The sequence below is a fragment of the Streptococcus danieliae genome, from assembly GCF_009767945.1.
Classification (GTDB): domain Bacteria; phylum Bacillota; class Bacilli; order Lactobacillales; family Streptococcaceae; genus Streptococcus; species Streptococcus danieliae.
The window spans coordinates 36,183-57,257 of the sequence record NZ_WSRS01000002.1 but is presented as its reverse complement, the minus strand read 5'-3'; the positions used below and the strand labels follow the sequence as shown (position 1 = coordinate 57,257).

Here is a 21,075-nt window from a genome sequence, read left to right as displayed (position 1 = left end):
TTCGCATCCACTAAACCAATCTCCTCTACTCATGTTTTCTGAGACTAGTATAGCTAGATTTCTACTTTATCGGAAGATACCTTGTTATTGGGCGCTTACTTTAGAGGTGCCCACAAGGAACTCCAACACCGGCTGGGACACTCCCAGCTATCAATGACTATGGACATCTACAGCCACCTCTCAAAAGAGAATACAGAAAAAGCCGTCTCATACTTTGAAACGGCTCTGAAAAATCTCTAAGGGGAACAAAAAGGGGAACAAACCCAGAAATCAACGTTTTAAGACAAAGCAAAAAGCCCACTGTTGTAGGCTTTCTGCAATATAAAGTCTGATCTTAAAGCATTTTGTTGTAGAATTCAACGACAAGTGCTTCGTTGATTTCTGGGTTGATTTCATCACGTTCTGGGAGACGAGTCAATGAACCTTCCAATTTTTCTGCATCGAAAGATACAAATGCTGGGCGTCCAAGAGTTGACTCAACAGCTTCCAAAATTGCTGGAACTTTAGCTGATTTCTCACGAACAGAGATTACTTGACCAACTTCAACACGGTAGCTAGGGATGTCAACACGTTTACCGTCAACAAGGATATGACCGTGGTTAACAAATTGACGAGCTTGGCGACGTGTTGAAGCCAAACCTAGGCGGTAAACCACGTTGTCCAAACGACGTTCAAGAAGAAGCATGAAGTTGAAACCAAGGATTCCACCTTTGATTTTTGTAGCTTGTACGAACAAGTTACGGAATTGTTTTTCACCTACTCCGTACATGAAACGAAGTTTTTGTTTTTCAGCCAATTGCAAACCATATTCTGAAAGTTTGCTGCGGTTGTTTGGTCCGTGTTGTCCTGGTACGTAGTTACGACGTGCAAGTTCTTTACCAGTTCCTGATAGAGACAAGCCAAGACGACGAGATTTTTTCCATGATGGTCCTGTATAACGTGACATTTAAATGTCCTCCTCTAAATAATTGTTTGAGGAAATAGTCATTTGAAAAATCCTGATTCGTGCAGGAAACCTTCGCCCAAACAGCAAGGGTTACTTACTGGGACTTCCTGTTGACGAGCTTCATATTTTTCTGCTGCTATTTCGCACGTTCTCTATTGTAACAAGTTTCCTTCAGCTTGTAAAGGATTTTTTTCGGTTATGCTTCCTCATCATCCAAGTAACGGATCAGTGTTTTTTCCGTTAGGATATCTGAGTAAGTGTAAGATTCCACATAAGTGTTTGTGATTTCACCAGGTAGGGTTCCAACATTGTTGTATTCAACGATGAATAGGGATGGGTAAACTTCAATCAAACGACCTGTTTTATTTTTTTGACGTTTACGGCCATGTTCCAAGGTCATTTCAACCATTTTTCCCTCATGGTTTTTAATATCTTCTTTGATTTTTTTCATTTTAGCAACATCTGTAAATGCATCGCTCATAGTTATTCCTCCCTTTTGGATATAGCTGAAAATTTATTGTATTCTTTCTGAAATAGAAGTTCGACGGTTCCACGCGCCCCGCTCCGGTTTTTCTCGATGATCACTTCGACCTTATTATTGGGAATTTCATCTTCGGATTCACCCGCGCGATCGTAATAATCATCCCGGTAGAGGAAGGCAACGATGTCAGCATCCTGCTCGATAGATCCGGATTCCCGGATATCAGAGAGGACGGGACGTTTATCTTGCCGCTGTTCCACGCCCCGTGACAGCTGACTGAGAGCGATAACAGGGACTTTCAATTCTTTGGCAAGAATTTTGAGCTGGCGGGAGATTTCAGAGACTTCCTGCTGGCGATTTTCCCGCCCAGTTCCTGTAATAAGCTGGAGGTAATCGATGAGGACCAGTCCCAGATTACCGGATTCTTTAGCCAGTTTCCGTGATCGCGAGCGAATCTCCGTAATCCGAATCCCCGGTGTATCATCGATATAGATCGGCGCGGTTGCCAGGTTGGCTTGGGCAATTGTAACCTTCCGCCATTCCTCATCTGACAGTTGACCTGTCCGAATTGAGTGAGAATCAATCAGTCCCTCTGCCGCCAACATCCGATCTACCAAGCTTTCTGCCCCCATTTCCAGCGAGAAGATAGCCACAGTTTTTCCGAATTTACTGCCAATATTTTGGGCAATATTGAGGGCAAAAGCCGTTTTACCAACGGCCGGCCGAGCAGCCAAGATAATCAGCTCCTCTTCATGCAAGCCGGTTGTCATCCGATCCAGCTCCGGATAGCCCGTTGGAATCCCTGTCACATCAGACGTTTGCTGGGACCTAATTTCCAGATTTTCGAAGTTGATGTTCAGGATATCCTTGATAACTCTGAAACCACTTCTTTTATTATTTTCATTTAAATCAATCAGGGTCTTTTCTGCCCCTGCAATCAGTTCATCAGTCCCCAGGGCTCCTTCGTAAGCCTGGTTAATACTTTCGGTTAAGCGTGAAATAAAACGGCGCCGCATGGCCATATCGGCCACAATTTGGGCATAATATTCAGCATTGGAGCTAGTCGGAACAGCGTTTACGACTTCCACTAAATAAGAAAAACCACCAATATTTTCCAGGTCTCCTTGGGCTTCCAAAATAGCTCTCATGGTGGTAGCGTCAATGACATCTCCCCGATCATTCAAGTCAATCATGGCCTGAAAAATAAGGCGGTTCGCATATTTAAAAAAGTCAGCTGGTTCAATGTACTCGCGTACAAAAACCAGCTTACTCTCATCCAAAAAAATAGCCCCCAGAACAGACTGCTCTGCTAAAATATCTTGCGGTTGGGTCCGCAACTCTTCTAGATTGGCCATTTCTCCTCCTTAAGCTTCCTGGATGTAAATCTTAATCTCTCCGGCTACATCTTGGTAGAGCTTAACAGGTACTTCCACAGAACCAATGGAGCGGAGTTGATGGTCCAAACGGATGTTCCGTTTTTCAACTTTAATGCCAAATTGTTTCTGCAACTCTTCTGCAATTTTCTTGCTGGTAATCGAGCCAAAGGTCCGACCATCTGGTCCAACTTTTTCAGTGAAACGAACCACAGTCTCTTCCTTGGCCAATTGCGCTTTCACAACTTCAGCTTCTGCAATTAGCTCCGCATGCGCTTTTTCTTGAGACTTTTGCTTACCGCGAAGCTCACCGATAGCTTGGGCAGTTGCTTCTTTAGCTAGATTTTTCTTAATTAGGAAGTTTTGGGCGTAACCTGTTGGCACTTCCTTAATTTCGCCTTTTTTACCTTTTCCTTTGACATCTTCTAAGAAAATAACTTTCATGCTTGAGTCTCCTTTTCTTGCGTTTCATTTATAATAACATCTTTTAATCGCGCCGTCACCCTGGAGAGGTCGATATTCCGCAGTTGGGCAGCAGCCAGGTTAAAGTGGCCACCTCCGCCCATCTCCTCCATTATTCTCTGTACATTGATCCGACTGCGACTCCGAGCAGAGATTCCAACCGTTTCAGCATCCAGATAACTCACCACAAAGGTCGCTTCAATCCCTGACATATTCAGAATAGTATCGGCTGCCTTGCTGAGTTCAATCGTTGAATAGTGATTTTCTTCTAGAGCAACAGCCAGGACAATCGTCGACGCTAGACGCTGACCTTGTAGAATCAATTCGTTGACCCGACGGTACTCTTCAAAATCATTAGCCATGATTTCTTTGATCAAGGTGCTATCACTACCGCGGCTGCGTAGATAACTCGCCACATCAAAAGTTCTGTTGGTTACCTGAACTGAAAAATTCTTGGTATCCAGCATAATACCAGCCATGAGAATGCTGGCTTGGATTTTACTGAGACGGTTTGACTTGGCATTTTGGAACTGAATCAATTCTGTCACCAATTCACAGGCGCTGCTCGCTCCACTTTCGATATAAGTGATAACCGCATTCTCTGGGAAGTTTTCATCCCGGCGATGGTGGTCAATAACAATGGTTTGATAAAATTCCTGATAAAAAGCCTCTGATAGGGTCAGACTAATCTTGGAATGGTCGACCATGATCAGGAGCGACTGGCGAGTCACCCGTGGCATGGCTTCATCCAAGGTCAACAGCTTGGTTCGCTCTTCCTCCTGTAAACTGGAGATAGCTCTCTGAATGTCCGCTGACATGTATTCCGGATCATAAACCGCATAGGACTGATCGGTTAGATTTTCCGCAAATTTCTGCATCCCGATGGAAGCCCCTAGGGCATCCAAGTCCAAATTGCGGTGACCCACGATAAAGACCTGATCTGCAGACCGAATCTTGTCTGAGATGGCTGTCATCATGGCCCGGGTACGAGTACGGGTCCGTTTTACGGCTGAGACACTACCACCTCCGAAGTAAATCGGATTTTTATTTTCCCGATTTTCACGGACAACTGCCTGGTCTCCACCCCGCACAAGGGCTAGGTTCAAATTCTCGAGGGCTGTTTTTCCAATCGCCGCATGATTGCCATCTCCGAAGGCAAAGCCCATACTTAAGGTCAGAGGGAGTTTTTTCTCCTTAGCTTCATTGCGGAATACATCGATAATCGCAAATTTATCCGTCATCAGTTGATTTAGGACTGTGTAATCTGTAAATAAATAGTAGCGATCTGCATCTACGCGGCGGTAAAACATTTGATATTCCTCCGCAAAACGCGATACAAAATCAGCAATAAAACTATTGGTAGTACTGATTTCTGAATCAGATAAACCCTCTCTGAAATCATCATAGTTGTCCAGAGAAATCGCTCCAATAACGGGGCGACTGGTGGCTAGTTCTTCCGTAGCATTGTACTCATTGCTGGCATCAAAGAAATAGACCATGTTCCCGGATTGATCCAGATGAACGGCGTAAGTTCGCTCACCTAAGGTGACATAGTGACCTTGGTCCTTTTGCGCAGCTTCAAGCACCGATTTTACGAGTTTCAAATCTAGAACGCCATCTTCACCTACAAAAATCAGCTCTGCATAGGGATTGTACCAATCTATTTCCCCGGAATCCTCGCTCAACTTCAGAATGCCGATGGGGATTTTATTAAGGAGATTGGCTAAGCTCGCCTCTACCTGATCTTCCACCTGTCGTTGGTGTTCTTCGTCGACCTTGGTCACCACCAATTCTTGGTCCATTAAAACCAGAAGGAGTAAAGCTCCCATTAAAATCATGGTAATAGCGATAGGGATACCATTCATGGAATGTTGCCAAACAACGGACAAAATCCCTAAAAAAATGATCCCGATCATAAAGTAATGAAAGGGGGATAATGGAAATTTTTTCATCATAAACCTCTTCCTGATATTTTACCATAAAGGAGGTATGACACCAAGTTTTCACTGTAAAAACAAGCAAGAAAAGATGGGATTTTACGACATAGGTCAAGTTTCTGTGTCAAGTATTTATGAAAACACTTGACGAAATTGTCAACTCTAGATTCTTGTTGAGTCCTGTTCGAAGCAGCGTTAAGTAGCTTCAAACAATCCTTCTTCGCTCTCGTGTCGTCAAGTAGTTTTATAATTCTGTTAAGATTCTTGACCAATACAACTTTATCAAAAGACTAAAAACAGAGGCTATTTCAAAGAATAAAACCTCTGTTTTTAAAAATCACTTTACTTGTTTGTTGACGAAGCGTTTACTTGTTGTTGTCGCTTCGAAATACTACGAGACTTCCCTTCTAGGTATACCATCAGGATTGAAATGTCTGCTGGATTTACACCCGAGATCCGGCTGGCTTGACCAATCGTTTCTGGATTGATTTGCTTGAATTTTTGCCGAGCTTCGGTAGCAATTGAATCGATATCATCCCAGTCAATATCTGCCGGAATTCGTTTTTCTTCCATTCGCTTCATCTTGTCAACCTGGTCAAGTGCTTTTTGGATATAACCTTCGTATTTGATTTCCGTTTCCAATAGTTCTTTGACCTTTTCATCGATTTCCTCAGAAGCTGATCCAATGAAATGGGCCAGGTCATCATAACTGACTTCTGGTCTCCGTAGAAATTCCTTGGCTGTTAGGGCATCCGCTAACGGTTTAAAACCAAGATCGGTAACTTTTTGGTTGGTTTCCGCGGTTGGTTTTAATTTATGACTTTCCAAGCGTTCCATTTCTGTTTGGAAACTGTTTTTCTTCATTTGGAAATCTTCCCAACGCTCATCATCGACCAAACCAATCGAACGCCCAATCTCCGTTAGACGCATATCTGCATTGTCATGCCGTAAAATCAAGCGGTACTCTGCTCGACTGGTCAAGAGACGGTAAGGTTCCAAGGTTCCTTTAGTAACCAGATCATCAATCATCACACCAATGTAACCATCACTGCGTTTGAGAATTAGTTCTGGTTTCCCTAAAACTTTAAGAGCCGCATTAATGCCGGCCATGATTCCTTGCCCTGCAGCTTCTTCATAGCCTGAAGTTCCATTGGTTTGACCGGCCGTAAAGAGACCTGAAATTTTCTTAGTTTCAAGAGTAGCTCGCAATTGATGAGGGAGAATCATATCGTATTCAATAGCATAACCTGTCCGCATCATTTCAGCTTTTTCAAGTCCTTTAATAGAATGAACCAACTCACGTTGCACATCTTCTGGAAGACTAGTTGATAGTCCTTGGATGTAAACCTCTTCGGTATCGCGTCCTTCGGGTTCTAAGAATAGTTGGTGTCTTTCCTTGTCTGCAAATCGAACAATTTTATCTTCAATGGATGGGCAATAGCGAGGGCCTACTCCTTCAACAACACCTGTAAACATAGGTGCTCGGTGTAAATTATCTTGAATGATTTGGTGGCTATCCTGGTTAGTGTAGGTTAACCAGCAAGGTACCTGATCTTTCAAGTAGTCCTCATCCTTGGAGCGATAGGAGAAATGGTTGGGTGCTTCATCCCCTGGTTGGATTTCAGTCTCACTATAGTCAATGGAGGATGCCTTGACACGGGGTGGAGTCCCTGTCTTAAAGCGACCGATTTCAAATCCTAGTGCTTTTAGGTTGTCAGCTAGCTTGACAGAAGCAATACTGTGGTTGGGTCCAGAAGAGTATTTTAAATCACCAATGATGATCTCTCCACGCAGGGCTGTCCCGGTTGTCACAATAACCGTTTTGGCACCAAACTCTTGATTGGTTGCAGTCCGAATCCCAATAACCTTTTCATCCTCAACCAAAATTTCATCAACCATGGTTTGGCGTAGGGTCAGATTCTCTTGGTTTTCAACTGTCTTGCGCATTTCTTTCGCATAGAGTTCCTTGTCAGCTTGAGCTCGTAAGGCGCGGACAGCAGGCCCTTTACCTGTATTCAGCATCTTCATTTGAATATAGGTTTTATCAATATTTTTGGCCATTTCACCACCCAGGGCATCTACTTCACGGACCACGATTCCTTTGGCAGATCCTCCAATCGAAGGGTTACAAGGCATAAACGCCAACATTTCAATATTAATGGTTGCCAAGAGTGTTTTACAACCCATCCGGGCAGCCGCAAGAGATGCTTCTACTCCTGCATGGCCAGCACCAATGACAATCACATCATAAGTCTCCGCAAACTGTCTAGTCATTTTTCCTTCCTTTCACAAAAAAAGGTCAAGGCTTCATTTGATTGCAGGCCAAAAAACCTGCAAATCCATGAGCTTTGACCATCAGTGTATTTGCTTCTTAGTATTGTAGCATATCTTAGTAACTTGTCAATTTATATGTACTGACGAACTTGGTCGTTCATATAGGCCTGGTCAATCAAGCCACCGCCTAGGCACTCTTCCCCATCATAAAAGACCACAGCTTGACCTGGGGTAATCGCCCGTTGCTCTTCCGCAAAGCTTACCAAAGCCTTGTCGCCATTGACAGACACTGTTACCTTAGCATCAGGTTGACGATAACGGAATTTGGCTGTACATTCCATTTCGAAAGTTTGAGGCATTTCTTTTGTAAAATGCACCTGACTGGCTGTCAATTTAGTTGACATAAGGTTTTCATGGTGGAAACCTTGACCCACATACAGAATATTCTGTTCAAGATCTTTACCAACAACAAACCAAGGTTTGTTATCACCACCTTCTTGACCACCAATTCCTAGGCCTCCACGTTGTCCGATAGTGTAATACATGAGACCACTGTGTTCTCCCATATCACGCCCCTCCATGGTCATCATTCGGCCAGGTTTAGCGGGTAGATAGTTGCTGAGAAATTCTTTGAAATTCTTTTCCCCAATGAAGCAGATTCCTGTTGAATCCTTTTTCTTAGCTGTTGCCAAGCCTGCTTTTTCTGCAATCTCCCTCACTTGTGCTTTTTCCAAATGACCAAGCGGGAAGAGCGTTTTTTGCAATTGCTCTTGAGACAGTTGGCTAAGGAAGTAGGTCTGATCCTTGTTTTGGTCTTTTCCACGCAGCATGCGTACTTGGCCATTTTCATCTCGTTCAACCTGGGCATAGTGACCGGTGGCTACATAGTCTGCTCCCAGTTCCATCGCATAGTCAAGGAAGGCTTTAAACTTAATTTCCTTGTTACACATGACATCTGGATTCGGTGTCCGACCGGCCCGGTACTCTGCTAAGAAATATTCAAAGACCCGGTCCCAATATTCTTTCTCAAAGTTGACAGAGTAGTAAGGGATCTCGATTTGATCCGCTACCGCTGCAACATCTTTATAATCTTCTGTTGCCGTACAAAAACCATTTTCATCGGTATCATCCCAATTTTTCATGAAAATACCGATGACATCATAGCCTTGTTCTTTTAACAAGAGGGCTGTAACAGAGGAGTCAACTCCCCCACTCATCCCTACAACAACTCGTGTTTTTGAAGGAACACTCATAGTTTTCTCCCATCTTTCGTTCGTCACGTTTCCGTGCGCGCTTTCAACGATTTGAAGGTCGTTTTGAGCAAGGCTTATTATAACACGAATCAAAAAAATCCTCCACTGAACAAGGTTGTTTTGTGGAGGATTTGAAGGTCTTTAATACCAGCCATTGGCAAGCCAAAATTGATAGGCTTGGGTCCATGAACCATAGCGATTTTTGACATATTCATCTGCGACTCGTTCTTGGTTCTCGGGTGACAAATCACCATTGAGGTAAGAAAGTGTCAATTGGTAACGTCCATAATAGATGCCATTTTGGGCCGTGTAACTACCACTTGACTCCTTTTGAGCAATCCATTCTTTGGCTGCTTGCTCATCACTTGACAAATTACTTGTCACCGCTGGAGCTACCTGCTCCTGAGCTGTTTCTGCGGGAGCTTCCGCTTCCTTGACTCCTTCATTGACAAGATCTTGTTGGTCTGAAGCTACTATTTCCGTTTGAACCGGATCAGCCGCTGGAGTTCCTGTTGCTAACTCCAGGACTTGGCCAACCTGAATCACATTTGGATTCTGAATGTTATTGCGTTCTAGAATCTTTTCAAGGCTTGTTTGTTTTTCTGCAGCAATTTTTGATAAGGTGTCCCCCGATTTTACTGTATAGGACTCAGCTGACACAGTATTTACAGTTCCTAGCATTAGAAGAGCTACCAATCCCGTTAAGAGGGAATATTGTTTTCTTTTCATGTAAAGTTCCTTTCTTATCTGACCTTATTCTACCCTAGGAATATTACGAAAAGATAGCAAAAACCGAGAGAATTTTACAGGAGTGTGAAGAAGATTGATTAGATTCTTTACAATCCAAGCCCTTTTAGCTTATGGTATACTGGATGTAAAGGAGTTTATATGTTTTTATTTTTTGATTTAGATGGAACCTTAGTCGATAGCGGACCTGGTATTAAGGCTGCCTTCCACTATGCCTTCACAGAACTACAGCAAGCCGTACCTGCTGATTCCGAATTGGATACACTGATTGGCCCACCACTGGAACGATCCTTTGCCCTCTATCTTCCAAAGGATAAAGTTGAAGAAGCGATCACCCTTTTCCGTCACTATTACAGAGAAAAAGGGGTCTATCAAGCCATCCCCTATCCTGGGATAAAAGAGACACTCCAGACTCTGAAAGAACAAGGGCATTATCTAGCCATTACGACCAGTAAAAATCAACCCATGGCCCAGGTCATGGTTCAGCACTTTGGCTTAGAAACCTACTTCCACCAAGTCTTTGGAGCTCTTCCAGAGTCACATGACAAAATTGATGTCCTTAAAAGAGGCATCGAACACGCTCAGGCTCCTAATGATCAAGCCTATATCATCGGTGATACCTTGTTTGACATGGCTGCTGGTCGCGATCTAGCCATCGGGCGTATCGGAGTTACATGGGGCTATGGCAGTTCCGAGTCTCTCCTTGAAAACGGAGCCCAGATTTTACTGACAGAAACACAGGAGCTGACCGCATTTTTTGAATAAGTAAAAACGCCTGAGATACTTTTCTCGAGGCGTTTTCTTCTATAGTCATTTTATTAGTAACCCCAAGCAGCCAGGCCTTGATTACTGTAGGCATTGTAGGCAGCTTGAATTTGGTCATCAACGCTGGCTGTTGATCCCCAACCTGGCATGGTTTGGAAGAGTCCACTAGCACCAGAAGCGTTGGCAGCATACATATTTCCGTTTGATTCACGAGCAATAATATTTTCCCAAGTAGAAGCTGACACACCTGTCAATTCTGCCATACGGGCTGCCGCATACATGCCCTGCTCACCAGCAGTATTACCATTGGCCAATACAACAGAACCTGCTGCTGTATTTGAATAACTGACTGGAGCAAGTGACAAGGTTGACGGAGCTGCATAAGTATGGTTTTCAGCAGCTGCTACAAGAGGTGTCACTTCAATAGTTTCTTGATTTGGTGCATGTACAGGTGTTGCACTTGCTTGAACAAGCGTCGCTGACTCTGAAGCAGCAGACACTTCTGGCATGTTTTCTTCAGACGCTTTTTGAACTTCTGAAGTCTTTTCAACTGAGTTTGTAGACTTTTTGACAGAGCTTGATGATGCTACTGTCTCTACCTTTTTTGTAGTTGAAGACGCAGTCTCTCTACTTACAGTATAGTTTTCTGCCAGAACTGTGCCACCAATAACAAGGGCGGAAGCCGCTGACAAGATTCCAAAGTTTCTATACTTTTGCTTTTGATCGTTACGCATTCTTTTCTCCTTTTTCCTACACCTATCATACAGGGTGTTTGTTACTCTTTCTTATACAAAAAGTAACGTTTGTTACAAGAAGATGATATTTACAGCTTTTTACTGTAATAAAAGCTAATTTTTAAGGAAAAAGAGAGCTAGAGCTAGACAGAAAAGTAAAATAAGTGACAAGGTATCTAAAAAAGTCCACTGCAGTTTACGGTAGGCTGTTCGTGGTAAACCAACTTGATAGCCACGCGCCTCCATCGCTGTTGCCAAGGCATCTGCTCGTTTAAAGCTTGAGGCAAACAACGGAATTAAGATAGGAATAAAGGACTTGGCCTTCTGGATGATATTTCCTTCTCCAAAATCAACACCACGCGCTCGTTGAGCATTCATGACCTTGACCGTATCATCCATCAAGGTAGGAATAAACCGTAAACTCATAGATAACATCAAGCCAATTTCCTGAACTGGAAAACGAAATACTTTCAGAGGACCTAAGAGTGATTCAATCGCTCGCGCCAAGGTCAAAGGCATGGTAGTCAAGGTTAAAACTGTCGACCAGAGGACAATCGTTAAGAAGCGGACCAAAATAATCCCTGCTTGAGACAAACCTTGATCCGTTATTGTCAACCAACCAAACTGAACTAAAACCGTCCCTGTGTTTAGCGTAAACAACTGCAAACTAATCGTAAAGAAAATAAGAAACCACATCGGTTTTAAGCCGTCCCAATAGACTTTAAGCGGTAAACCTGACAGAAATAAAAGGACTCCTGTAACCAACAAAATCAACGCATTTGTCACAAGATTATTGGCCCAAAACACCATGAGCACAAAGGCAAACATCCCTAATAATTTAGCCCTGGGATCCAAACGATGGATAAAGGACTTACCTGGAATATAACGACCTAAGATCAATTTATCCATGATAGGCCTCCTTAAATTCTGCTAGGGTTGTCGGTAAGCGGTCAAACGAAAAGCCTTTTTCTCTTAAACCAAGGGCAAAACGAGTCACCTTGGGTAAACCTAGATGGAGTTCCTCCATACGCTCTACTTGCTGGAACAACTCTCGTGGCTGTCCCTGAGCCTCTAGACGTCCTTTTGACAAAAGGTAGACATAGTCGGCATAATCAGCCACATCATCCATGAGGTGGGTTACTAGGATGATTCCCATCCCTTGAGCATGCAGTTTGGCAAATAACTGCATAAACTCTTTTCGACCAGCTGGATCCAAACCAGCAGTTGGCTCATCCAGTACCAAAATCTCTGGTTCCATGGCCAAGATACCAGCCAGAGCAACCCGTCGCATTTGTCCACCGGATAATTCAAAGGGGCTACGCTCCCAAAGCTCTGGGGCAATACCAACTAGAGCTAATTTTTCACGCGCTAGCTGCTCAGCTTCTGCCTGAGAGGAACCAAAATTTTGGGGACCAAAGGCAACATCTTTTAAAACAGTCTCTTCAAATAGCTGACTTTCTGGAAATTGGAAAGCCAAGCCAATCCGTTTTCGAACTGCTTTGATATCCTTTTGCTTTTTTCCAGCTTCTAAAATGAGGGTTCCAACTTTGATCTGACCACTGGTCGGCAGCAATAAGCCATTCAGCAATTGTAATAGTGTTGATTTACCACTGCCGGTATGACCGATAATCGCCGTATAATTCTTTTCGGCAATCTCTAAATTCAGATCAAACAAGGCCGGTCCTTCGAATGGTGTACCTGCTTGGTAGCTATAATTTACCTTGGAAACTGTAATTCCCATAAATAGTCCTGCAATTCTTCTTCTGATAAGTAGCCAGATACATCTAAATCTAGCATTTCTACTAATTGGCGGGTGAAGGGGAGGTCTAAACCAAGATCCTCTAAATCTGGTCGTTGAAACAACTCTTGGGGTGTCTGCAGGGATTTCACACGTCCCGCTTTCATCACCAACACACGGTCACTAAGACTGACCTCTTCCAAATCATGGGTGACAGATAAAACTGTGATGGCCTGCTGGCTCCGAATAGCCGCAATTGTCTCCATCAGCTCTTTGCGCCCCTCTGGATCGAGCATGCTCGTTACTTCATCGAGAATGATAATATTTGGCCTTAGAGCTAGAATTCCTGCAACGGCCACCCGTTGCTTCTGACCTCCAGACAAGCGAGCAGGTTCCCGATCCCGGAAATCCCACATATTGACCATCTTGAGCGCTTCCTCAACTCGTACCTGCATCTCCTCAGGTGGAACTTGATTGTTCTCCAAGGCGAAGGCAACATCGTCTTCAACCGTCGCGCCAACAAACTGATTGTCTGGATTTTGGAAGACAATTCCCATTTCTTGGCGTTTTTCCCAGATATTCTCGGCTGATAGGACTTGGCCATTGATTAAAACCTGGCCCTCTTCAGCCTCTAACAGTCCATTTAGCAAACGTACTAGGGTAGATTTGCCACTACCATTATGGCCGACAATAGATAGCCACTCGCCCTGTTTCACATGAAACTCTACCTGCTTGAGGGTCAGGTGAGCATCTTCTTTTTGGTAACGGAAGCTGAGATTGCGAACCTCAATACTATTTTTCTTCATTTAAATGTATCCTTAAATAAGAAAGATGCGCCTTTAAAGTAATCATAACCGGAATATAGGGTAAAGAATAAGGCGATGTAAAGCGTTATGTCGGCTAGTAAGGAGAAATGGAGAAGGTAGAAAATAATCGCGAACATTTGTGAGAAGGTTTTGATTTTCCCAGGCATGGCGGCTGCCAACACCGTCCCCCCCTGCTCAACCAGGAGTAAGCGCAAGCCGGTGACTGCTAACTCACGACACACAATCAGGGCAGCAATCCAGGCTGGCACAAAGCCTAAGCCAACGAGGAGAATAAAGGCTGACATTACCAGAAGCTTATCCGCCATCGGATCGGCAAACTTCCCAAAGTTCGACACCACCTGCCACTTGCGGGCTAGATAACCGTCTAAATAATCCGTAAAACTAGCCACCGCAAAAATCACAGCGGCTACCCAATGCAGGTCCCTCCGACCTGGTAGGCTCAGAATGAGAATAAAGATCGGAATCATGGCGATTCGTAGAAGGGTTAAAAGATTAGGAATATTTTCTTTTTTCATAAACTTACTCCTCTAAACCTTCGCTTGGAAGGCCTACTTCTGTATCTTGGGATACTTCTTCAGTTACAGAACTAGCTGTAGAACTGCTTGCTGGTGAACTCTGCGCCGCAGCCGAACTAGTCCGCAGGACAAGAGTTGTAGCTTCCTCAGGTAAATTCTCCAGTGCCACCTTCTGTCCATTCAGAGTTAACTCCACTAGGTTTGGATCCCCTAAACCAATATAAAATTCATAATTGGTCACCAGGTCTTCCTTAAAGCTTGGGGCGTTTGCAGTTAGAGCCAGGCCACTTGCAGCCCTCGTTTCAGAAACAGTGACCCAAGTATCTGTCTCTTTAGACCTACTGATTGTTAATTCAACAGGTTCACTAGCTCCAGCTGCAGTCACATAGGTTACGCCATTAACCATAGAAACAGAAATATCCAACTGCTCCCGCTGCTTTGCCTCCTCTGAAGCCTTTTCTTCCTGACTGCTACTAGAGGTGGTGATTGGAGTTTCAGACACGTGGCTGGTCGAATAATTCCAAACAAAGTAGCCGACTGAACCCAGAATCCCTAACGATATCAGCACAAAGTAAAAAATCGGTAAATAAGATTTTATCTTACGTCTTTCAATCCGTGTCGTACGGCCATGTTCTTCGTCCACCTCAATCTCATCGTAGGCAACCATGGAGCCATTTTCATAAGCCGCAAGTAAAATCTTTTCGTCTAGTCCCAACTCCCAAGCATACTTTTTGATAAAAGAACGGGCATAGAAGGGGCTTGGTAACTGATCAAAATCATTATTTTCAAGAGCTTCCAGATATTCTACTTGAATATCAACGGCCTTTTGAAGCTGACTCAACTTTTTTCCTTGATGAATACGTTCACGACGCAATACTTCACCGATTGTAACTTTTCTCATATCAGGGTCCTTCTCTTTCTAGGTATAATTCGGTAAAATCGTAAAATCCATCATATCGCAGCTTTCTATAAATTCACGTCCAACTTCAAGCACATCGACAAGATGGATATTCGGTAGGATGGCTGGGAGGTCAAAAAGATTTAATCCTTCAACCCCGGGCAAATAGTTATTAAAGATAAAGTCATAGTGATCCAATTGTCGGATAAAGTCCCCGTACATCTCATTCTTCAATAAATCAAGGTGCTCTTCCGACAAATCTCTAGACTGTTCAAAACGTTTGACAATCGTTCGTAACTGGTGCGAAAACGAAACCGGTTCATCCGTGTCCAAGAAAAAGAATACATGGTGATAAAGCTCTTGAACATCAATTTCAAATTGAAAGGAATAGTCGATTTTTCCTGCATCCAGTAACTCTTGGTAACGTTGCGAAGTCCATCCCAGTAATAAGGAAAAGAACAATTGCAACTTTACCTTGTAAAGGAATAAATCTTCCTGACCTAGGCCTTTATTTCCTCGTAAGCCAATGGCCAATTTTGCTTTGGAAACATCCATCCGCATGGATTTTCCAGACTCTACTGGGTGACGAGGCAGAGGACTTCTTTTTGGTATCGAGCTGACAGTAGTTGGCAGTCCTGAAACACCCTCGGTCAGTGAGTCCACCAGTTCTTGGGGATTGAAATCACCAATTAGAAACAACTGCATGTTTTGTGGGTGATAGTAATCTTGGTAAATACGCTGTAAATCTCTCAAATCTATTTGCGCAATCGATTCACGGCTGCCAACAATTTCCATGGCCAAGGGGGTATCTGGATACATCCTGGCTAAAGCTTCTGTAAACAGAACTTGATCTGGATCCGCCTTATACATCTCCAACTCCTGCTGGATAATCTCCTTTTCCTTGTCAATAGACTCTACAGATGTAGTAAAGCTGGAAATCATTTCTAGAAGTAGATGTGCATTCTCCGTAATAGCCTTACTGGAAGAAAAGGTATAGCCCGTGTAGCCAAAGGTTGTAAAAGCATTACTATCCGTCGCAGATTCTGTAAACTTTAACAGAAAATCCTCCCCAGACTCTGCTTCAAAAATTTTATGTTCTAAAAAGTGAGCTAGCCCTGCTGGCTCACTTCCCTTCCAATCTAGACTACCCAAATTGACAGTCAGTAAACCAGCCTGTTCCTTGAAGCCTTTTTTAGGAAGCATGCGTAGCAAAAAGCCATTGGAAAAACGATAGGTAAATAAGGTCTCATCAATACTGGAAAAATGTTTTTCTTCGATTTTTCTCATTCGCTACTCCCTTCTAAAAAAATCATTGACTGTAACTGTAAACTTCTAGCAACCATTTGAATGTCTTTAGGTGTCACAGCTTCAATCGCTTTTTGGAAAGAACCATCTACACTGTAAGCAGAACCAAACGTAGCTGTTTGATAAGTTCGCTCGACCATGGCCATGGGTGAATCTTCGACTTGAACAATCAGATTCAACAACATCTTTTTACTCATGGACAACTGCTCTTCACTGATAAAACCTCTTCGGATACGATTCATTTCTTGACGAATCTGTTTAAAAATCACATTCCGCTGAGGTGCTTCAAATCCTACATAAATCCGGAAGAGATGGGAAAATACATGAAGCTGACTACCAACCGTATAGGCCAGTCCCTCCTCCTCTCGGATTTTACGAAAAAGGAAGGAATGGGGAAACTGGCCCAAAAGGGCATTTAATAAAACCAAGGCTGGATAAGATTTTTCATCTCGAAAAACAGGGGTATAATAGGCCAAATCCAATACAGACTGTTGCCCCATCGCTTTTTGAAATACCTCTTGGACAACGGAGCTCTCTGCTTGAAAATGAGTTAAGGATTTCAATTCTTTTCGAGGCTGTAAATCCCAGCTACGAATTCGGTCTCGAATCATTTTTTCAGGAAATTCTCCAAAGAAGAGAAAGTCGATTCGGTCCTCGCGCATCATTCGTTGAAATTCTTTATAGGTGGACCTTGCCGTCTCCGACTCTAGTAGTTCCTTATTCCCATAATTGGCCAGGGACAAATCGGGATGGCCTCGATAAAAGGCTTTGAAACTTTCATTGCGTGCCTGGCTAAAATCATTTTCCCATTCTCGCTCGGACAACTCGATTAAATTCTCTCGCTCAGTTTGGAATAAAGAGTGCGCAAAAGCCTCATCTTCAATTAAAGGATTAAACAATACCTCGGAAATTAAATCAAAAATCCTCTCAATCAAAAATTGCTTTTTACTCAAAAATCGGTCTTTTACAAAGATTAAATCAATGTCAACTAAGTGTAAATCCCCTACAATATGGATCGACGTTGACAATTCCGCACCATACAAAGATGCCAAATATCTTTGCAAATCCTTTAAACGCGGATAGGATTGATTAGCAGTTTCCAAAATAGCCGCCACAATAGCTCTCGCAGAAACGGAATACCGAGACAAGGTAGATGTAAAGCGAATCTTGATGACATTGCTTTTAAATTTATGACTATTCATGACATGTATATGTACGCCATCTACTAATTCCATAACCACCTCGAAATAAATTCTATATAGGATTTCATTATACCACTAATCCCTCTAAAAACATACTCTACACACCGCAAAGCAGGAATGGAATGGGTATGCTATAATAGCCTCAGAGGTATATTATGAACTACAAATTATTTGATGAATTTATTACATTACAAGCCCTATTGAAAGACCTAGGAATTATCCAAAGTGGAGGCGCTGTGAAAGCTTTTTTAGCCGAAAATCAAGTCTTTCTAAATGGACAAGAAGAAAATCGTCGTGGTAAAAAACTCTACCTGCAAGACAACCTTCAAATTCCCAATCTAGACTTACAAATCCAATTAATAGCCCCAAGTCAAGAAGAGATTGCGGAACACCAAGAAGCCCTCGCAGAAAAAAAACGAGTGGCTCAACTCGTCAAGGAATTAAATAAACAGCAAAGCCCTGATAAAGCTAAACCAAAAAGAAAACCCGTTCGGTTCCCAGGTAGATAAGATGTGGTTAAAAGAACTACAAATTCACCAATTTCGAAATTACAAGGATGTCAAGCTCCAATTTCAACCAGGCCTAACCGTCTTCTTGGGACAAAATGCACAGGGAAAAACCAACCTGCTAGAAGCTATTTATTTTTTAGCGCTTACCCGGAGCCACCGTACTCGTCTTGACAAAGAGTTGACTCAGTTTGATACGGATAACTTCCAGCTGCAAGGAGTTTTAGCAAAGCTAACAGGGACACTACCATTAGAAATAGCTTGGACCAGTAAGGGACGGATGACCAAGGTAAATCACTTAAAGCAAGCCCGACTATCCAACTATATCGGACATATGAATGTCGTCCTATTTGCCCCAGAAGATTTACAGCTCGTTAAAGGTTCTCCTTCTTTAAGAAGGAGGTTTGTGGACATGGATTTAGGACAAATAAAATCCACCTATTTGGCTGAACTATCTCAATACCAGTATATCTTAAAACAACGCAACTCCTATCTCAAATCTAGTCAGAAAATTGACAGCAATTATTTAGATGTTTTAGACGAGCAACTCGCTCAGTCTGGTGCTCGTGTTATCCAACATCGGCTGCAGTTTCTCGCTGATTTAGAAACCGTAGCCAGAACTCAACAAGAACATTTATCCGAAGATCAAGAAATTTTGAGAGTCCATTACAAGAGTTCTGTTGATTTACAAGATGATTTACAACTCCTTTCTCAGAATTTGACTCAAGCTCTTTTAGAAAAAAGACAAACCGATATCTTCAAACGAAGTACAAGCGTTGGTCCCCATCGAGACGATGTTCGCTTTTCTCTTAACGGTATTGATGCTAAATATGGCAGCCAAGGCCAACAACGAAGTCTGATTCTCTCTCTAAAACTAGCTGAAATTCAATTAATCAAAAATGTTACCCGAGAAAGTCCCATCCTCTTATTGGATGATGTGATGAGTGAATTGGACAATCATCGTCAAACAAGACTTCTAGAAGCTATTAGCGGTGATATCCAAACATTCTTGACAACAACTTCACTCGACCATTTACAAGATTTACAAGTAGATTTACAGGTTTTTAACATCCATCAAGGAAAAATTACAAGCCAATAACGGTAAATAGGCTAACGAACCCTTCTTATTCCGAGCAATAAGAAGGGTGTGGGACAGAACTAAGATGAAAAAAATTAGTTTATTCGATCTCTTAATTTTAGGCTCATACTAAAAAGATCCACTGGATCTTACTTTGCTTTCCAATTTCTTAGCTCAGGTTGAAAAGGTTCCCCGAACCTACCTCGCGTCCTTATTTTTAGGCTGGGATGGAAAAAGTCTTCAGGACCTTTTCCATCCCACCCCCGCAAGGTTGATTATGTAGTGTTCTTCATATGGCGAACGATTGGAGTTTGCTTAGCAAACAATATTTGGTACTCTCTAATAGCATACAATACTGTTAGACCCAATCAACTACTGCGTCATCTTATTTTGCTAATCATAAATAGAGAGGCTAAACTTTTGTCCCAACCTCATTAATAAAAAAATAAGGGTCTTCTCCCTCAATTCAAGAGGAGTCAGACCCTTTTAGTTTTATAGGTTTAATGCATAGAGTAGTTTGGTGCCTCATTCGTGATTTGAACATCGTGTGGATGACTTTCTTTAAGACCCGCACCACTCATCTCCATAAATTGAGCATTTTCACGGAGTTGGAAGAGGTCTCCAGCACCCACATAGCCCATGCCAGAACGAAGTCCACCAACCATTTGAAAGACGATATCTGATGCTGCACCTTTATAAGCAATCCGACCTTCAATCCCTTCAGGAACTAGTTTGTTTGCTTCATTGACAGAACCCTGGAAATAGCGATCTTTGGAGCCTTTTTTCATAGCTGCTAGACTTCCCATACCGCGATAGGTTTTAAACTTACGTCCTTGGAAGATTTCTGTCTCACCTGGTGCCTCATCTGTACCCGCTAACATAGATCCGAGCATAACTGCATGTCCACCTGCGGCCAAGGCTTTGACAATATCACCTGAATACTTGATTCCGCCATCGGCAATGATGGCTTTCCCATATTCACGCGCCACACTTGCTGCATCATAGATAGCAGTCACTTGTGGTACACCAACACCTGCAATGACACGGGTTGTACAGATAGATCCTGGTCCGATTCCGACCTTCACCACATCAACTCCAGCTTCATAAAGAGCTCGTGTACCTTCAGCTGTCGCCACATTTCCGGCAATCAGCGTTTTATCAGGGAACACTTCCCTGATTTCACGAATCTTGCGAAGAACACCGGCAGAGTGACCATGAGCAGTGTCGATAACAATCGCATCTGCTCCTGCTTCAAACAAGGCACGAGCCCGATCAAAGGTATCTGAAGTAACTCCGACAGCACCTGCAACCAAGAGGCGTCCATAGTGGTCTTTAGCCGCATTTGGAAACTCAATCACTTTTTCAATATCTTTAATCGTAATCAAACCAGCCAAGGAACCATCGCTATTCACCAATGGTAATTTTTCAATCCGATTTTGGTGAAGAATGCGCTCAGCTGTCTCCAAATCTGTACCAACAGGTGCAGTAACCAAATCCTCACTGGTCATGTGTTCACGGATCGATTGACCAAAATCCGTGATGAAACGCATGTCACGATTGGTAATAATTCCGACTAACTTCCGACCGTCAAGCGAGTCGACAATTGGGACACCACTAATATGGTAGCGTTCCATAAGCTCATTGGCTTCGGATACAGAGTTATCCGGCGTCAAAAAGAAGGGATCCATGATAACGCCATTTTCAGAACGTTTCACTTTACGAACCTCTTCGGCCTGTTCTTCAATAGGCATGTTCTTGTGAACCACTCCAAGCCCACCAGCCCGAGCCATTGCAATGGCCATACGACTATCCGTAACCGTATCCATTGCAGCTGAAATAATAGGGATATTCAAGGTTAAATTTGGTGCCAATTGTGTCTTCAAATTAATATCATTTGGCAACACATGACTTTCTGCTGGAATTAGCAAAACGTCATCAAAGGTGTATCCTTTTTTCAAAAACTTAGTATCCCAATTTGACATGGTATTTCTCCTCTTTTTTTATCTTTTATCAGGCCAATCCTGATAGGTTTAA

General features: G+C 42.9%; 20 protein-coding genes and 1 pseudogene. 4 read left to right on the top strand and 17 right to left on the bottom strand.

The genetic code is table 11. From position 1 onward, the window contains the following. Positions 1-111: 111 nt before the first annotated feature. Positions 112-240: pseudogene (locus E5983_RS09650) on the top strand (site-specific integrase); the annotation flags it as partial. Between the two features lie 94 nt (positions 241-334). Here the strand turns inward: E5983_RS09650 and rpsD are convergent. The 8 genes from rpsD to apf all read right to left on the bottom strand — a co-directional run bounded on the left by rpsD (position 335) and on the right by apf (position 9,455). Continuing rightward, positions 335-946 (bottom strand): 30S ribosomal protein S4, encoded by a 612-nt coding sequence (gene rpsD, locus E5983_RS00620; protein WP_135035848.1) that lies wholly within the window; start codon positions 944-946, stop codon positions 335-337. Positions 947-1,142: 196 nt separating this feature from the next. Then, the gene (locus E5983_RS00615) at positions 1,143-1,427 is read right to left on the bottom strand and encodes a Veg family protein (RefSeq protein WP_160332009.1); all 285 of its coding nucleotides are present in this window, start codon (positions 1,425-1,427) and stop codon (positions 1,143-1,145) included. Between the two features lie 2 nt (positions 1,428-1,429). After that, complete coding sequence (gene dnaB, locus E5983_RS00610; protein ID WP_160332008.1) at positions 1,430-2,782, bottom strand: replicative DNA helicase; 1,353 nt, start codon at positions 2,780-2,782, stop codon at positions 1,430-1,432. A gap of 9 nt (positions 2,783-2,791) precedes the next feature. Next, positions 2,792-3,244, bottom strand: a complete 453-nt coding sequence (gene rplI / locus E5983_RS00605; protein ID WP_160332007.1) for a 50S ribosomal protein L9 — start codon at positions 3,242-3,244, stop codon at positions 2,792-2,794. Further along, complete coding sequence (locus E5983_RS00600) at positions 3,241-5,214, bottom strand: GGDEF domain-containing protein (RefSeq protein WP_160332011.1); 1,974 nt, start codon at positions 5,212-5,214, stop codon at positions 3,241-3,243. Before E5983_RS00600 ends, rplI begins: the two co-directional genes overlap by 4 nt. Positions 5,215-5,541: 327 nt before the next feature. Further along, the gene (mnmG, locus tag E5983_RS00595) at positions 5,542-7,473 is read right to left on the bottom strand and encodes a tRNA uridine-5-carboxymethylaminomethyl(34) synthesis enzyme MnmG (RefSeq protein WP_160332006.1); all 1,932 of its coding nucleotides are present in this window, start codon (positions 7,471-7,473) and stop codon (positions 5,542-5,544) included. A 131-nt stretch (positions 7,474-7,604) separates the two neighbouring features. Then, complete coding sequence (mnmA, locus tag E5983_RS00590; protein WP_160332005.1) at positions 7,605-8,726, bottom strand: tRNA 2-thiouridine(34) synthase MnmA; 1,122 nt, start codon at positions 8,724-8,726, stop codon at positions 7,605-7,607. A gap of 141 nt (positions 8,727-8,867) precedes the next feature. Then, positions 8,868-9,455 (bottom strand): aggregation-promoting factor, encoded by a 588-nt coding sequence (gene apf, locus E5983_RS00585; RefSeq protein ID WP_160332004.1) that lies wholly within the window; start codon positions 9,453-9,455, stop codon positions 8,868-8,870. A gap of 159 nt (positions 9,456-9,614) precedes the next feature. Here apf and E5983_RS00580 point away from each other — a divergent pair, with 159 nt between their 5' ends. Further along, positions 9,615-10,238, top strand: a complete 624-nt coding sequence (locus tag E5983_RS00580; protein ID WP_160332003.1) for an HAD hydrolase-like protein — start codon at positions 9,615-9,617, stop codon at positions 10,236-10,238. Between the two features lie 53 nt (positions 10,239-10,291). Here E5983_RS00580 and E5983_RS00575 read toward each other — a convergent pair whose 3' ends face one another. The 8 genes from E5983_RS00575 to yfmF all read right to left on the bottom strand — a co-directional run bounded on the left by E5983_RS00575 (position 10,292) and on the right by yfmF (position 17,490). After that, positions 10,292-10,972, bottom strand: coding sequence for a transglycosylase SLT domain-containing protein (locus E5983_RS00575; RefSeq protein ID WP_160332002.1), 681 nt, complete (start codon positions 10,970-10,972; stop codon positions 10,292-10,294). Positions 10,973-11,086: 114 nt separating this feature from the next. Further along, complete coding sequence (locus E5983_RS00570; RefSeq protein ID WP_160332001.1) at positions 11,087-11,881, bottom strand: energy-coupling factor transporter transmembrane component T family protein; 795 nt, start codon at positions 11,879-11,881, stop codon at positions 11,087-11,089. Further along, a complete protein-coding gene (locus tag E5983_RS00565; protein ID WP_160332000.1) occupies positions 11,874-12,713 on the bottom strand; it encodes an energy-coupling factor transporter ATPase in 840 nt (279 codons plus the stop codon). Before E5983_RS00565 ends, E5983_RS00570 begins: the two co-directional genes overlap by 8 nt. Further along, positions 12,689-13,516, bottom strand: a complete 828-nt coding sequence (locus E5983_RS00560; protein WP_160331999.1) for an energy-coupling factor transporter ATPase — start codon at positions 13,514-13,516, stop codon at positions 12,689-12,691. Before E5983_RS00560 ends, E5983_RS00565 begins: the two co-directional genes overlap by 25 nt. Continuing rightward, positions 13,513-14,052 carry a CDP-diacylglycerol--glycerol-3-phosphate 3-phosphatidyltransferase gene (gene pgsA, locus E5983_RS00555; RefSeq protein WP_160331998.1) on the bottom strand — a complete coding sequence of 180 codons (540 nt, stop codon included), beginning with the start codon at positions 14,050-14,052 and terminating at the stop codon, positions 13,513-13,515. Before pgsA ends, E5983_RS00560 begins: the two co-directional genes overlap by 4 nt. 4 nt (positions 14,053-14,056) lie before the next feature. Then, positions 14,057-14,953 (bottom strand): helix-turn-helix domain-containing protein, encoded by an 897-nt coding sequence (locus E5983_RS00550; RefSeq protein ID WP_160331997.1) that lies wholly within the window; start codon positions 14,951-14,953, stop codon positions 14,057-14,059. An 18-nt stretch (positions 14,954-14,971) separates the two neighbouring features. Continuing rightward, on the bottom strand, positions 14,972-16,237 hold the full coding sequence (gene yfmH, locus E5983_RS00545; protein ID WP_160331996.1) for an EF-P 5-aminopentanol modification-associated protein YfmH: 1,266 nt from the start codon (positions 16,235-16,237) through the stop codon (positions 14,972-14,974). Beyond that, positions 16,234-17,490: an EF-P 5-aminopentanol modification-associated protein YfmF gene (yfmF, locus tag E5983_RS00540; protein ID WP_414486740.1), complete on the bottom strand. Its 1,257-nt coding sequence runs from the start codon at positions 17,488-17,490 to the stop codon at positions 16,234-16,236. The genes yfmH and yfmF overlap by 4 nt, the downstream gene beginning before the upstream one ends. 122 nt (positions 17,491-17,612) lie before the next feature. On the opposite strand from yfmF, the gene yaaA reads away from it, so the two are divergent. Next, the gene (gene yaaA, locus E5983_RS00535) at positions 17,613-17,966 is read left to right on the top strand and encodes a S4 domain-containing protein YaaA (protein ID WP_160331994.1); all 354 of its coding nucleotides are present in this window, start codon (positions 17,613-17,615) and stop codon (positions 17,964-17,966) included. Between the two features lies 1 nt (position 17,967). Next, positions 17,968-19,062 carry a DNA replication/repair protein RecF gene (gene recF / locus E5983_RS00530; protein ID WP_160331993.1) on the top strand — a complete coding sequence of 365 codons (1,095 nt, stop codon included), beginning with the start codon at positions 17,968-17,970 and terminating at the stop codon, positions 19,060-19,062. Positions 19,063-19,541: 479 nt separating this feature from the next. On the opposite strand, the gene guaB is transcribed toward recF, so the two are convergent. Continuing rightward, positions 19,542-21,023 carry an IMP dehydrogenase gene (gene guaB / locus E5983_RS00525; protein ID WP_160331992.1) on the bottom strand — a complete coding sequence of 494 codons (1,482 nt, stop codon included), beginning with the start codon at positions 21,021-21,023 and terminating at the stop codon, positions 19,542-19,544. Positions 21,024-21,075: the final 52 nt, after the last annotated feature.